Origin of the sequence: Massilibacteroides vaginae, assembly GCF_900178525.1 — a bacterium.
GTDB classification, from domain to species: Bacteria; Bacteroidota; Bacteroidia; order Bacteroidales; family Tannerellaceae; genus Massilibacteroides; species Massilibacteroides vaginae.
On the sequence record NZ_FXDJ01000009.1, the window covers coordinates 386,881 to 400,767 of the forward strand.

A 13,887-nucleotide genomic window follows, 5' to 3' on the forward strand; every position below is an offset into this window, starting at 1 on the left:
CACTAAATTACGTTAATTAAAACTCCTGACCTATAATAAAGTGGAAATTACCTCCACTACGTTCAGTTCTATTCGTGTAATTAGGCGTGTCAAATCCATATGCCCAGTCAATACCCATCAATCCAATCATTGGAAGGAAGATACGAACACCTACTCCGGCAGAACGTTTCAGGTTGAACGGATTAAAGTCTTTCAACTCTGTCCATGCGTTACCTGCTTCAATAAATGCCAATCCGTAAATTGTAGATGAAGGCTCAAGTAGGAAAGGATAGCGCAGTTCCATAGCCAAACGTGAATAAGCATATCCGGGATTAGAGTAATCGGCAATACCTCCGTTTTCATAACCTCTTAGTCCAATAGTTTCTGTGGAGAAGCTACTTGAATAACCGCTCATTCCGTCTCCACCCATATAGAATGTTTCGAAAGGTGAGCGTTTATGTTTGTTGTATTCACCTAAAAATCCATATTCAACACGAGTCATTAATACCGGTGTACGCTTTACTGACGTTGGAGTTAATGGCGAGAATATCTTTGCTTTGAACTTCCATTTATGATACTCGATCAATCGATATTTGTTATCTGCTTCAGTTGTCATCGAAGCATAATCCTTTCCATCCCACAGTGAGTAAGGAGGAGTTGCTGCTACAGATAATGAGAATTGAGATCCGGAACGAGTATAGAGCGGATTATCAATAGAACTACGTTGCAATAGCAATTCCAAATTGATATTATGGCTTGTACCGTTACGCATATTCAGATAGTAGTTCAGATAATCCCAGTCTTTTAATATATAAACCTGATAGTTTAGCGTAGCCATGAACTGGAAATAGTCATCCGGCCAATTCAAACGCTTTCCGTAACCTACAGATGCTCCTAACATCATAATGTATTTATCCGGATTGTAAGCAGCTTCGTAGTTATAATAACCATTGTTATATCCACCACCATAACCGCCATAACCGCCGTAACCACCGTAACCACCATAACCACCAAGTCCACCATAATATGGGTAACCTCCACTGTTGTTACTCAGATATTGACTGCTGATATCGGTTTGTTTAGAGAAATACGCGCTGACAGATAATGTGTTCGGACGTTTTCCTCCAAACCAAGGATCCATAAATGAAATACTGTACGCTTGATAATAACGACCGTTTGTCTGCCCACTTAACGTAAGTGTTTGTCCTTCTCCCTGAGGAAGAATTCCTTTATAGCTTTTTGGATTCAGGAAATTGCTCATCGAGAAGTTTGTAAACCGTAAGCTTAACTTTCCGATCACACCTGTTTGCCCCCAACCAGCAGAGAACTCAATCTGGTCATTCGCTTTAGACGTCAGATTGTACTCTATATCCACTGTTCCGTTTTCCGGATCAGGGAGTGGATTCGGCGACATATTTTCCGGGTCAAAGTGTCCCATCTGTGCGATTTCACGAATAGAACGCATTAAATCTTCGCGGCTGAACAGCATCCCGGGTTTTGTTCTTAGCTCCCGTCGTACGATATCTTCATACAACCGGTCGTTTCCATTAATGATAATACGATTGATAGTAGCCTGTGTACCCTCGAAAATACGGATTTCCAGTGAAATTGAATCATTATGAACATCCACTTCTACCGGATCGGCATTAAAGAATAAATAACCATTATTGAAATATACGTTAGATACAGCATCCTCATCGGTTGATAAACGTTCACCTAATTTTTTCTGATTGTAAACCTCACCCGGCTTCATGTTAAGAACGGCTTCCAGGTAATCAGTTGGATAATGCGTGTTTCCAATAAAGCGAATATCCTTTAGGTAATATTTCTGACCTTCTTCAACACTGAGGTATACATTCACTCGTTTTTCGTCAAAGTTAGTAACGCTATCCGCAATTAGAACAGCATCACGATATCCCTTTTCGTTGTATTTAGAGATGATATTCTTCTTGTCGTTTTCGTACTCTTCAGTAGTGAATTTTTTCGTACTGAACATTTCACGGATACTTGTCCTGAAGTCTCGTTTCAGCGAGAAGCGCTCGTTAGTCTTCTTCATGGCTTTTTTAAGCTCATAATCATTCAAAGCTTCATTACCCGCGATGTAAATCTGGTTAATCTTTGTTTTCTCGTTTTTATCAATATTTATGTCGATAATAACCTCCCCGTCTTTGGATATATCGTCTTTTTGGACAATGTCTATATCCACATTTTTAAACCCTTTCCCGTCGAAATACTTTTGTATATAGATTTTCGCACGATCCATCAGGTTAGGAGTTACTTGATTTCCTTTCCTCAGCCCAAGTTTGGCTTCCAGGTCCTCGCGTTCACCTTTTTTAATTCCACTATAATTGATTTCCGAAATACGCGGACGTTGTTTTAACTGAATCTCGATCCATACCTGATCGCCCTCAATCTTTGTGGCTAAAATTTTAACATCAGAGAAAAGACCATTTCTCCAGAAACGTTTGATGGCTGCCGTGATTTCTTCACCCGGAACAGCCACTTCATCACCAATTGACAACCCGGACAAGCCGATTAATACATAATCCTCATAATTATTTTTCACACCCGTTACCGCAATATCAGCGATTTTGTACCGTTTAGGAGATAACGAGTATGAAATTACCGGCACTTCAGCCGGCGCATCAACCTGGGTAGTGTCATTTTCCTGGGCAGAAACCCCATAGGCAAAGCCTAAGAAAAATAAGAATAGCACTAATCTTTTGTACATACTAACAGCTATTGTTTATAAATTATTTGCTCACTTGTTTTACCAAAACGTCTCTCTCGTTGTTGATAATACAATATAGCTCCATACAACTCTTCTTCTCTGAAATCCGGCCAGTATACATCTGTAAAATAAAGTTCTGCGTATGACAATTGCCAAAGCAGGAAGTTACTGAGACGTTTTTCTCCACCTGTTCTTATCAAAAGGTCAGGGTCGGGAATGTTACGGGTCGTTAAATGGTTTGACACCACAAGTTCCGTAATATCTTCCGGATGCAAACTATTTTCGTTCACCTTTTCTGCCAATTGCCGTATTGCGTCTGTCAATTCCCAACGAGAGGAATAACTTAGGGCCAAAACAAGCGTAGTGCCTGTGTTGGCTGAGGTCTGATCGATGCAATCCTGTAAGGTGACACGTGTCTTTTCCGGCAGTTGAGAAAGATTCCCGATTGCCATCAGGCGCACATTGTTTTTCATTAAATCAGGCGTTTCTTTATAGATTGCTGAAACGAGCAAATCCATAAGCGCGCGTACCTCTTCTAATGGACGACTCCAGTTTTCGGTCGAAAAGGTATAGATCGTAAGATACTTTAACCCGATAGCAGTAGCTGCCTCAACAACTTTACGAACAGAAACAACGCCTTCCTGATGACCAAAGCTGCGGTCTTTTCCCTGCGCTTTAGCCCATCTTCCGTTTCCATCCATAATAACCGCGATATGTTGCGGTAAACTACTTAAGTCTATTTTATCTTTTAGTGACATTCGTCTTCTTAATTTCTTTTTAAAAGTCGGAAAATTCCCTGATGTTATTACAAGGTTTTTTCCTTGGACCAAAGTCCCACGTGACTGAGAAAACCAACAAAGAATACCAATCATTGTTTTTTAACCAGTCCGAATTCAGATTGTATGGATTGTCGAGCGTGTTGTTTCCTTCAAAATTGTCTCCAAACAATTTACGAACCGTAAACTCACAACCCAAATTAACTCTGTTCTTTAGTTTATACTTTAAGCCTACTCCTAAAGGAATATTAGGCCCTACAAAAGCATCACCTCCTCCGCCAGCAAAAGTAAGACCAAGACCCAATGTAACGTAAGGACTTAATCTCCGCGTATTCATATACGCATATTTATCACTATACGGAAAAAAGTTAAACTCCACCTGTCCACCCAAATCAATGATGTTGCGGTCGAATTTAGCTTGTGCATTATCCGGAAAAACATTGTCTAAACCATCCGTGTTTCCTGTAACTCTTGCCCAGGCAAGATTTCCTTTAAAAGCAATCCTGAAATTGGCATTATACCGGAATACACCTCCAAATGCCGGATTGATACCCTTAAAAGGGGATGTTTTATTCGCATCACCCATGTAAGATGAAGCACCGACAAATCCTCCTATTTCATACTTGTACTCCTGAGCACAAAGCACGAAAGGAAAAACCAGTAAAAGGATTATTGTTGACAGCCGTTGAAAAAAAGTCGAAGTCATATCTTATTACTTATAATTCCATACCTTCTTTTTTAAACGGCAAAAGCCTCATAAAATTATACTTCACCAAACGGAAGTTCTATTTCTTAAATCCTAATCGGTTGATTCGTCCTATCCAAAGCTCTTCCAAATCTTTTTTCCCCTTTGCTTCTTTTCCGCCGAAAAGATGCATGTTATCCGCTTCGTCCACAATCATCGAAGTATAAGCACGTGCTTTATAATCGTTGGGCATCACTACTACAGAGTCGGATAATACCCAAGTGATACCATTATCTTTTGAACGATATATGTCTTTTAATGCTTGACCTTTTTCATCAAACCCTCCTACTATGAAAAATGTTGAATCATATAATGCGATCGAAGCTCCTTCCCTACTACTAAAGCCTTTTGTGGGATTTGTTGATACCCAGTTTAAACCATCCATGGTTGACCATGTATCTGATAAAACACTGCCTCCTGTTGTTTTTCCACCGGCAAGAAACAAGCGCTCACGATACATAAGATTGTATGATAAAGGTGCCGATCCTGATATAGGAAATTGTGCCGGAACTACTTTCCCATTCGACCATACGCCTGATTTATCCATGCTTGCAAATTGTGATGTGCCGTCTAAAGAGGCTATTATGGCAAGAGCCGAAGGCTTTTTAGCAGTTGTTTCTTCTTGAAGTACGCCGAGTATCGAAACAACAGACGGAGCGTTTTCAACTAACGTCCAAGTGTTTCCATCGGAAGAACTATATAGTTTTTGGTCGGAAGAAGGAACATACAGGTTGTTTTCGTATTCCGTCAGCATTTCCCATTTCACCGGGCTTTCCGGCAGACCATTCAGTTCCTGTGATGACCATGATCCTAAGTCGGAAGTCGAAGCTACGTACAGATGATTTCCGTCTGCCTCTTTTGTATACATGTGATATCGTTCCGTATCGTTTGTAGTAAAGACAACAACTTTTCTTTCGGACACAGATGCCCCCGGAAGAGTTACATTATGTTTCGCCCAAACCATTGAGTCCGGAACTACCTGATGTACGTTCAACTTTGTTTCGTATGCTTTTTTAGTAATCCCGTCATAGGCGGTAATAAAGAACCTTACAGGCTTGGAGTAGTCTAATGAATCCGTTCCGTTCCAATATAAAGTATCCCCCACCGCTTCTTGAATTACTTCAATCTTTCCTAAACTAATAGGCGACATATACGTAACAGACGCTACAACCTTGTCTACTACAGTACCGTACGGTAGAGAATCTTGGTTGAAGATTCGTCCGCTAATCTGATCAATCGTGAATTTAGTTGTAGTTAATTCGGGAATCGAATCGTGCTTTAAGGTAAAAGCAGAAATCTGACAATTTTTCGCGATTTCATTACTATAATCTGTATCATCAGAACCCAAGCAAGACGATAGTAACAAAGTGAAACAGCCCGTAAAAAATAAAATTATTCTATTTTCCATCAAAACATAAGTTTGTTGCATACAAAGGCACAAAAGTAGAAACATTTTTCGCTTTCTCCCCTAAAGCTTCTATTATTTATAATATTTTAGTGACAAACATACTGTTAATTATCTTTTTTAAGAGGAGAATTCTCTTTTTTTTCGCCCACAGATATGGTTGTATGCTGGTCTGCCGCCTCATCGTGGCTGACTATTTGATTCCGATAAGAACAAAATGGTAACAGTCTGTATTTGCGAAGGTTTGATTAAATCTTTTTACAGGAAGTTTTAGCAGAGACAAATAGTGAAATCAGATATAAACATCCTTTATTTCTATTAAAACAACCCTCGTTTCTGTTTTATACTTTCCAATGTATTTCCAAAAGACATAGTAATGATAATTTCCGCATATCCTTTATCTTTTAAAAAATATCCTTTATGTTTAAAAAGATATAGTAATGCGTTTTTTGGGGGATTAACCCAATTCCCGACAGGCGCTTTGCAAGCATTCTGGAGACATTTATCACACAAACGGGACTACCTGTCGGCTAACTGATTTAAGTCGCCGATTCCTCACCAAATTAAGCCGTGTCAAAATGGAGCCAAAGCGCCATTTTAGCTTTCAGATTGTTTTTTTGTTTTACACATTAAAAAAACGTACTACTGTATTTTAATGATTGTTCTCTTTCATTTTAATCGGCATGCCGTATCAAATCAACACAATCAGTTCAAATTAAAAGAGCGTTAATACAAATTTTGCATTATTTTTGCAGGCGAATAACCATTAATAATCAAACCGAAACCTTTGCCTACATGATAAAGAAAGATCCCTTTTGCTATATCAATCCCTTGACGGATTTTGGCTTTAAGAAGCTGTTTTTTAACGAGCTGAATAAAGAACTACTGATCGATTTTCTGAACGAGATTCTTCCTGAACCGGACAAAATAGTCGATTTAAAATACGAGCCCACCATTCTTCATGGCGAAGATGAAGCGGAGCGTAAAGCTATTTTCGACATTTTCTGCACGAATGCGGATGGGGAATATTTTATTGTAGAGATGCAGCGGGCTAAGCAACCTTATTTTCGCGACCGCAGTTTATATTACGCCTCACTCCCAATCCAGAAGCAGGCACCGACAGGGAAATGGGATTTTCATCTGAAAGCGGTATATTTTATCGGCGTACTTGATTTTGTGTTATTCAACGAAACGGCAGATGATCATGAGCATTATTTGGAATATGCTCAATTAATCCGTCAAAGAACAGGTACTGTTTACTCTAAAAAGATTAATTTTGCCTTTATAGAACTTCCGAAATTCACAAAAACAGCAACCGAACTTCGAACCAATACCGATCGTTGGTTGTTCTGTTTACGTAACCTGTCTCGTTTAGACAGTCGCCCGGAAGCCGTTCAGGGACGAATCTTTGAACAATTATTTAAAGCAGCAGAAATCAACCGACTAACAAAACAAGAAATGACAACGTACAAAAAAAGCATATTAGAATACGACGACGTCCGCAGCGCAGTAGACTATGCTCGTGAAGAAGGCGTTGAATACGGACTTCAAAAGGGGCGTGAGGAAGGGCGAGAGGAAGGTGTTGAATACGGACTTCAAAAGGGGCGTGAGGAAGGTGTGATAAATATAGCCGTAAATTGTTTAAAAAGAGGAATGTCCGTTGAAGAAGTCTGTACGATAACCGGCTTGAGTGAGGAAATAGTACGGAAGTTAAAATAAGGAGTGTATGGACCACTCCGGTTCTTNGCGTTAATACAAATTTTGCATTATTTTTGCAGGCGAATAACCATTAATAATCAAACCGAAACCTTTGCCTACATGATAAAGAAAGATCCCTTTTGCTATATCAATCCCTTGACGGATTTTGGCTTTAAGAAGCTGTTTTTTAACGAGCTGAATAAAGAACTACTGATCGATTTTCTGAACGAGATTCTTCCTGAACCGGACAAAATAGTCGATTTAAAATACGAGCCCACCATTCTTCATGGCGAAGATGAAGCGGAGCGTAAAGCTATTTTCGACATTTTCTGCACGAATGCGGATGGGGAATATTTTATTGTAGAGATGCAGCGGGCTAAGCAACCTTATTTTCGCGACCGCAGTTTATATTACGCCTCACTCCCAATCCAGAAGCAGGCACCGACAGGGAAATGGGATTTTCATCTGAAAGCGGTATATTTTATCGGCGTACTTGATTTTGTGTTATTCAACGAAACGGCAGATGATCATGAGCATTATTTGGAATATGCTCAATTAATCCGTCAAAGAACAGGTACTGTTTACTCTAAAAAGATTAATTTTGCCTTTATAGAACTTCCGAAATTCACAAAAACAGCAACCGAACTTCGAACCAATACCGATCGTTGGTTGTTCTGTTTACGTAACCTGTCTCGTTTAGACAGTCGCCCGGAAGCCGTTCAGGGACGAATCTTTGAACAATTATTTAAAGCAGCAGAAATCAACCGACTAACAAAACAAGAAATGACAACGTACAAAAAAAGCATATTAGAATACGACGACGTCCGCAGCGCAGTAGACTATGCTCGTGAAGAAGGCGTTGAATACGGACTTCAAAAGGGGCGTGAGGAAGGGCGAGAGGAAGGTGTTGAATACGGACTTCAAAAGGGGCGTGAGGAAGGTGTGATAAATATAGCCGTAAATTGTTTAAAAAGAGGAATGTCCGTTGAAGAAGTCTGTACGATAACCGGCTTGAGTGAGGAAATAGTACGGAAGTTAAAATAAGGAGTGTATGGACCACTCCGGTTCTTGCAATGAAGCGTTATTGCTTTTATCTTTGTGATAAAAAATGAAAATATGACAAAGAAAAAAAAGCATAGCATATTATTTGTCTGCTTGGGTAATATTTGCCGATCTCCGTCTGCGGAAGCAATCATGAAAAAAATAGTAGGTGAAGCTGGGTGTGGTGATCTGTTTTTTATTGATTCGGCCGGAATCCATGGTTACCATGAAGGAGAATTGCCTGATTCAAGAATGCGTATGCATGGTGCACGCAGAGGCTATAAGCTGGATTCTCGTTCGCGACCCGTAAAAACCGATGACTTTTATGATTTTGACATGATCATCGGGATGGACGACGGCAACATTTCGGATCTACGGCGAAAAGCACCGGATGTAGAATCGCTTGAAAAAATACATCGGATGACAGATTTCGCCCGTAATAAATTATATGATCATGTGCCCGACCCGTATTACGGTGGAGCTTCCGGTTTTGAATTGGTTCTCGACCTATTAGAAGATTCTTGCACCGGTTTGTTTGAAACTATTTCTTCAACTCAGGATAACTGATCCTTGTGTGATACATCGTTTTTAACTTATCAATAAATACCTGCTTCACTTCTTCCACATCACGGAAAGTAAGTGGAGCATTTTTTAGCAGCCCATCTTCAAGCTGCGAATCGATCAACCTGTTTACTAACGCATTGATTCCTTCTTCTGTATGTTCTTTCAAACTCCGGGAAGTGGCTTCAACAACATCGGCCATCATAACGATTGCAGTTTCCTGTGAAAACGGATTAGGTCCCGGATAAGTAAACATAGCTTCGTCTATTTCTCTGTTCGGATACTTGTTTTTGAAGGAATTATAAAAGTATTTCACCTTGCCTCGCCCGTGGTGAGTACGAATAAAGTCTATAATGGCTTCCGGCAGCATTGCTTTTTCAGCTATTTTGACACCTTCTGTAACATGTCCGATAATGATTTGAGCACTTTCTTCGAAAGGTAATTGGTTGTGAGGATTGACACTATTCTGGTTTTCAGTAAAAAACGCCGGGTTAACCATTTTCCCAATATCGTGATACATGGCTCCTGTACGTGCTAATGGTCCGTTAGCACCAATTTTAGTAGCTGCAGCTGTGGCGAGAATAGACACCTGAAGCGAATGCTGGAAAGTGCCCGGAGCAGTTTCTGATAGTCTCCGGAGTACCGGTGTGTTGATATTTGATAATTCCACTAAGGTAATACTTGAAATATAGCCGAATGTTTTTTCAAGAAAATAAACCAATACATAGGTAAACATCAGCAAGATGAAATTAATACCAAAATACAATATCATATTCCAGTTTATCTTACCAAAGTCAGCCTCTTGATATACGGTTATAGATAAGTATGCTATTGCATAAGCCAGAAAAATGAACAACGACGAACTGATTAATTGAGAACGTTGTGATAACTCCTTCAGGCTGAAAATAGCTACCAGACCGGCGATAATTTGAAGGCAAAGAAACTCAAAAGGAAATGGAGCCATTAACGAACAAAGCAGAGCAATCATCAGATGTGTGAAAAATGCTGTACGTGAATCGAAAAAAGTCCGGATAACGATTGGAACTATACCAAACGGAATGATGTAGATATTGAAAAGTCCCTGACTAATACATAATTCTGTTAGTATTGACGGAATCAGGATACACAGTAATAGGAAAAGAACATCTTTTCTTCGTCCCAGCAGCTTTGGGCGGAAAGAAAAAAGATACATCCAAAGGCAGAGCATTATAATCAATACATAGGTGAACTGCCCCATGATAATGATGTTTTGCCTTGCGCCTCCTCCGGATTTGGACTCGTGTACGATCTTTAAAGACCTTAACACATTAAATGTATGGTTATCTATGATTTCTCCTCGGTCAACAATACGCTCTCCGGCTTGCACCATTCCATTAGCTATAGGAACGCTTTTTAATAATTCCTCTTTCACCCTGTCGGTCGTTGCCTGATCATATGTGACGTTTTCTGTCAAAAAATTATTGATGTTACACGATTGCAACAGCACTTTATTGAAACCGGTCGGTGCATTATTTAAGATAAATTCATAAGCTGTTTTAACGGTAAAGAGATCACTCGCGTAATTTAATTGACCGACATTAGACTTTAATAGATTTACCTGTGAAACGGAATTTTTTTGTAAATTTTCAAACTCCACCGGCGAAATAATTCCCCGTTCATATAGATCTACCAGACTTTTTTCTATGTATTGCATGTATTCCGTAGGGACTGTATTCGACAATTGTTTGGCGTAAGCTTCACGAAGTTTGTTTTTTTGTTGATTTATTAACTCCGTGTCAAATCTGTAATAAGGGGAGAAGTTTTTTAGAACACTGTCTTTTTCCGCATCTACTTCTGCATTTGTTTTATAAATAGGAAAGTCTTGTGGAGCTGTTAACAATCCGTATCGCCAGGGTTTTCCTTCAAAGAACTGATATCTGAAAAGCCCTTCTCTCGGAAAAAAATACGCGATGATAATAGTCGTGATCAGAAAAAGGAAAATGGTGGGTATGTTGTTTTTTTTTAGCTCCATAACTACTCGTGTTTAAAGCCGAAATGTACGTAAAAAAGTTTAGTATGCGAAAAAAAAGCTCTACTTTTGCCGCATTACTATTCAAAAGAAGATGATGAATCAAAGAAAAGTCAGAGTTCGTTTTGCGCCAAGTCCTACGGGGGCGTTACATATAGGCGGTGTTCGTACGGCATTATACAACTATCTGTTTGCCAAACAGCATGGAGGTGACATGATTCTCCGTATAGAGGATACGGATTCCCAACGATTTGTTCCGGGAGCGGAAGAATATATTATTGAATCGCTTACTTGGTTAGGACTGAAATTTGATGAAGGTGTTGGTTTCGGTGGAAATTACGGCCCTTACCGTCAGAGTGAACGTAGAGAAATATACAAACAGTATGTTGATCAACTGTTGAATGACGGAAAGGCGTATATCGCTTTTGATACACCGGAAGAACTGGATAAGAAACGTCAGGAAATTTCTAATTTTCAATATGATGCTTCTACACGTATGCAGATGCGTAACAGCTTGACTCTTTCAATAGAAGAAGTGCAATCATTAATCCAATCCGGGAATCAATATGTGGTTCGAATGCAGATTGCGCCAAACGAAGATATTATTGTAAATGACCTGATTCGTGGAGAGGTAGTGATCAACTCCTCTGTTCTGGATGATAAGGTGTTATATAAATCCGCTGATCAGCTACCTACTTACCATTTAGCGAATATAGTTGACGATCACTTGATGGAAGTGTCTCATGTTATTCGTGGTGAAGAATGGTTGCCCAGCGCGCCATTGCATGTACTGCTGTATCGCGGCTTAGGATGGGAAGATTCCATGCCCGCCTTTGCTCATTTGCCTTTATTGTTAAAACCGGAAGGAAACGGCAAACTCAGTAAACGTGATGGAGACAGACTTGGTTTTCCGGTATTTCCGTTGGAATGGAAAGATCCTAAAACGAACGAAATATCTTCCGGCTATCGCGAAAGTGGTTATTTTCCCGATGCTGTGGTGAATTTCCTTGCTTTATTAGGATGGAATCCGGGGGATGATCAGGAAATCATGGATATGGATGACCTGATTCGCAAGTTCGACTTGAATCATTGTAGTCGTAGTGGCGCAAAGTTTGATTATGAGAAAGGGAAATGGTTCAACCATCAGTATATTCTGAAAAAAGACAACAAAGAAGTTGCCGCTCAGTTTATTCCTATATTGAACGCAAAAGGAGTGAAAGCCGATGTTGCTTACGTTGAGAAAGTTGTCGGAATGATGAAAGAACGTGTTTCTTTTGTAAAAGAATTGTGGGATCAGACTTCTTTCTTTTTTATTGCACCGGATAGTTATGACGAAAAGACGGCTAAAAAACGTTGGAAAGAAGATTCCGCTATGCAGTTAGGCGAACTTGTGGAAGTACTTCGCACACGTGCACCTTTCGATAGCGAGGGAACAGAAGTTGAAGTAAAAGCTTGGATAGAACAAAAAGGATACCATTTGGGTAATATAATGAATGCTACCCGTTTGGCCTTGGTCGGAGAAGGTAAAGGACCTCATATATTCGACATTACTGAAGCATTAGGTAAAGAAGAATCAATCAAGCGTATACAGCGTGCGATTGAGGTTTTGAAATAAAATAATACCGTAATGATATATACTCTGATTATCCATTTGTACGCTTTTATGGTAGAGTTGATCGCACCTCTTCATAAAAAAGCGCGCTTGATGCGGCTTGGACAGTGGAAAACAAATTCAATTCTTCGGAATAATATAGATCCGGATGCGAAATATATTTGGTTTCATGCTTCTTCATTGGGAGAATTCGAACAAGGTCGTCCGGTTATTGAAAAAATAAAAGCGGAACATCCTGAGTATAAGATTCTACTTACCTTTTTTTCTCCTTCGGGATATGAAGTACGAAAGAATTATGAAGGAGCGGATGTTATTTGCTATCTTCCGTTTGACACACCCTATCGTGTAAATAAATTTCTGAATCTGGCCAATCCGGCTATCGCTGTTTTTATCAAATATGAATTCTGGGCCAATTATTTAAAAGAATTAAAACGGCGGGAAATTCCTGTATACATTATATCAGCCATATTCAGGCCACAGCAAATTTTCTTCAAATGGTATGCTCGATCTTATCGTAAGGTGCTGACGTGTTTTACTCATTTATTTGTGCAGGATGATTCTTCACGTGATTTGTTGGCTTCTTTTGGTATTAAAAATGTGACAATTGCCGGAGATACACGTTTTGACCGAGTGCTGGATGTACAAAGAAAAGCGCGTGTGATTGAAGTTGTCCAACAATTTGTTAGTCATCCAGAAAATGAGAAACAAACAGTATTAGTTGCCGGGAGTTCTTGGCCACAGGATGAGGAGCTTTTTATCAATTACTTTAATGAACGTCCTGAAATGAAGCTTATCATCGCTCCACATGAAATACATAAAGAGCATTTGTTAGGAATAGCGGCTTTGTTAAAAAGGAAATCTATACGATTATCCGAAGCCACATCCGGAGAAAGCATGGAGGGTGTTGATTGTCTTATTATTGATAGCTTCGGACTTCTTTCGTCTATTTATCGTTATGGAGAAGTGGCATATATAGGCGGAGGCTTTGGTGCCGGAATCCATAATGTGTTGGAAGCAGCGGTTTATGGAATTCCTGTAATTTTCGGTCCTAAATTTCAAAAATTCAAAGAGGCAAGAGATCTTTTGCAAGTAGGAGGCGCGTTTACGATTTCAGACAAAGAGTCTTTTGATAGTTGCATGAACAATTTACTTACTTATCCCGAACTGAAGGCAGAAGCCGATAAACAAGCACGAGACTATGTACGTAACCATGCCGGAGTAACGGATCGTATTATTAAAGAACTCCCCTTGTAATAATAATAAAATTTCGCGTGTATTTTTGCCCGCAAAAAACAGCCTTACCCGATTTACGGATAAGGCTGTTTTTATAT

General features: G+C 39.6%; 10 protein-coding genes. 5 read left to right on the top strand and 5 right to left on the bottom strand.

What is annotated here, in order from left to right:
- Positions 1–16: 16 nt before the first annotated feature.
- The 4 genes from bamA to B9Y81_RS10170 all read right to left on the bottom strand — a co-directional run bounded on the left by bamA (position 17) and on the right by B9Y81_RS10170 (position 5,639).
- Positions 17–2,710: an outer membrane protein assembly factor BamA gene (gene bamA, locus B9Y81_RS10155; protein WP_085536832.1), complete on the bottom strand. Its 2,694-nt coding sequence runs from the start codon at positions 2,708–2,710 to the stop codon at positions 17–19.
- An 8-nt stretch (positions 2,711–2,718) separates the two neighbouring features.
- Positions 2,719–3,468, bottom strand: a complete 750-nt coding sequence (locus B9Y81_RS10160; RefSeq protein WP_085536833.1) for an isoprenyl transferase — start codon at positions 3,466–3,468, stop codon at positions 2,719–2,721.
- A 19-nt stretch (positions 3,469–3,487) separates the two neighbouring features.
- A complete protein-coding gene (porG, locus tag B9Y81_RS10165; protein ID WP_085536834.1) occupies positions 3,488–4,192 on the bottom strand; it encodes a type IX secretion system protein PorG in 705 nt (234 codons plus the stop codon).
- 79 nt (positions 4,193–4,271) lie between these two features.
- Positions 4,272–5,639, bottom strand: coding sequence for a DUF6242 domain-containing protein (locus B9Y81_RS10170; RefSeq protein WP_139822914.1), 1,368 nt, complete (start codon positions 5,637–5,639; stop codon positions 4,272–4,274).
- 792 nt (positions 5,640–6,431) lie between these two features.
- On the opposite strand from B9Y81_RS10170, the gene B9Y81_RS10175 reads away from it, so the two are divergent.
- The 3 genes from B9Y81_RS10175 to B9Y81_RS10185 all read left to right on the top strand — a co-directional run bounded on the left by B9Y81_RS10175 (position 6,432) and on the right by B9Y81_RS10185 (position 8,942).
- Positions 6,432–7,355 (top strand): Rpn family recombination-promoting nuclease/putative transposase, encoded by a 924-nt coding sequence (locus B9Y81_RS10175; protein WP_085536836.1) that lies wholly within the window; start codon positions 6,432–6,434, stop codon positions 7,353–7,355.
- A gap of 99 nt (positions 7,356–7,454) precedes the next feature.
- Entirely contained in the window at positions 7,455–8,378 is a 924-nt protein-coding gene (locus B9Y81_RS10180) for an Rpn family recombination-promoting nuclease/putative transposase (protein ID WP_085536836.1), read from the top strand.
- A 72-nt stretch (positions 8,379–8,450) separates the two neighbouring features.
- The gene (locus tag B9Y81_RS10185; protein WP_085536837.1) at positions 8,451–8,942 is read left to right on the top strand and encodes a low molecular weight protein-tyrosine-phosphatase; all 492 of its coding nucleotides are present in this window, start codon (positions 8,451–8,453) and stop codon (positions 8,940–8,942) included.
- Here the strand turns inward: B9Y81_RS10185 and B9Y81_RS10190 are convergent.
- Entirely contained in the window at positions 8,917–10,947 is a 2,031-nt protein-coding gene (locus B9Y81_RS10190) for an HD family phosphohydrolase (RefSeq protein ID WP_085536838.1), read from the bottom strand. The two genes, B9Y81_RS10185 and B9Y81_RS10190, sit on opposite strands and share 26 nt — an antisense overlap.
- Before the next feature lie 94 nt (positions 10,948–11,041).
- Between B9Y81_RS10190 and gltX the strand changes: the two genes are divergently transcribed.
- Positions 11,042–12,559 (top strand): glutamate--tRNA ligase, encoded by a 1,518-nt coding sequence (gene gltX / locus B9Y81_RS10195; protein WP_085537747.1) that lies wholly within the window; start codon positions 11,042–11,044, stop codon positions 12,557–12,559.
- A 15-nt stretch (positions 12,560–12,574) separates the two neighbouring features.
- Entirely contained in the window at positions 12,575–13,810 is a 1,236-nt protein-coding gene (locus B9Y81_RS10200; protein ID WP_085537748.1) for a 3-deoxy-D-manno-octulosonic acid transferase, read from the top strand.
- Positions 13,811–13,887: the final 77 nt, after the last annotated feature.

Bases quoted from the DNA above. Each gene is read 5' to 3' on its own strand.
- bamA (WP_085536832.1), bottom strand. From the start codon at position 2,710: ATGTACAAAAGATTAGTGCTATTCTTATTTTTCTTAGGCTTTGCCTAT.
- B9Y81_RS10160 (WP_085536833.1), bottom strand. From the start codon at position 3,468: ATGTCACTAAAAGATAAAATAGACTTAAGTAGTTTACCGCAACATATC.
- porG (WP_085536834.1), bottom strand. From the start codon at position 4,192: ATGACTTCGACTTTTTTTCAACGGCTGTCAACAATAATCCTTTTACTG.
- B9Y81_RS10170 (WP_139822914.1), bottom strand. From the start codon at position 5,639: ATGGAAAATAGAATAATTTTATTTTTTACGGGCTGTTTCACTTTGTTA.
- B9Y81_RS10175 (WP_085536836.1), top strand. From the start codon at position 6,432: ATGATAAAGAAAGATCCCTTTTGCTATATCAATCCCTTGACGGATTTT.
- B9Y81_RS10180 (WP_085536836.1), top strand. From the start codon at position 7,455: ATGATAAAGAAAGATCCCTTTTGCTATATCAATCCCTTGACGGATTTT.
- B9Y81_RS10185 (WP_085536837.1), top strand. From the start codon at position 8,451: ATGACAAAGAAAAAAAAGCATAGCATATTATTTGTCTGCTTGGGTAAT.
- B9Y81_RS10190 (WP_085536838.1), bottom strand. From the start codon at position 10,947: ATGGAGCTAAAAAAAAACAACATACCCACCATTTTCCTTTTTCTGATC.
- gltX (WP_085537747.1), top strand. From the start codon at position 11,042: ATGAATCAAAGAAAAGTCAGAGTTCGTTTTGCGCCAAGTCCTACGGGG.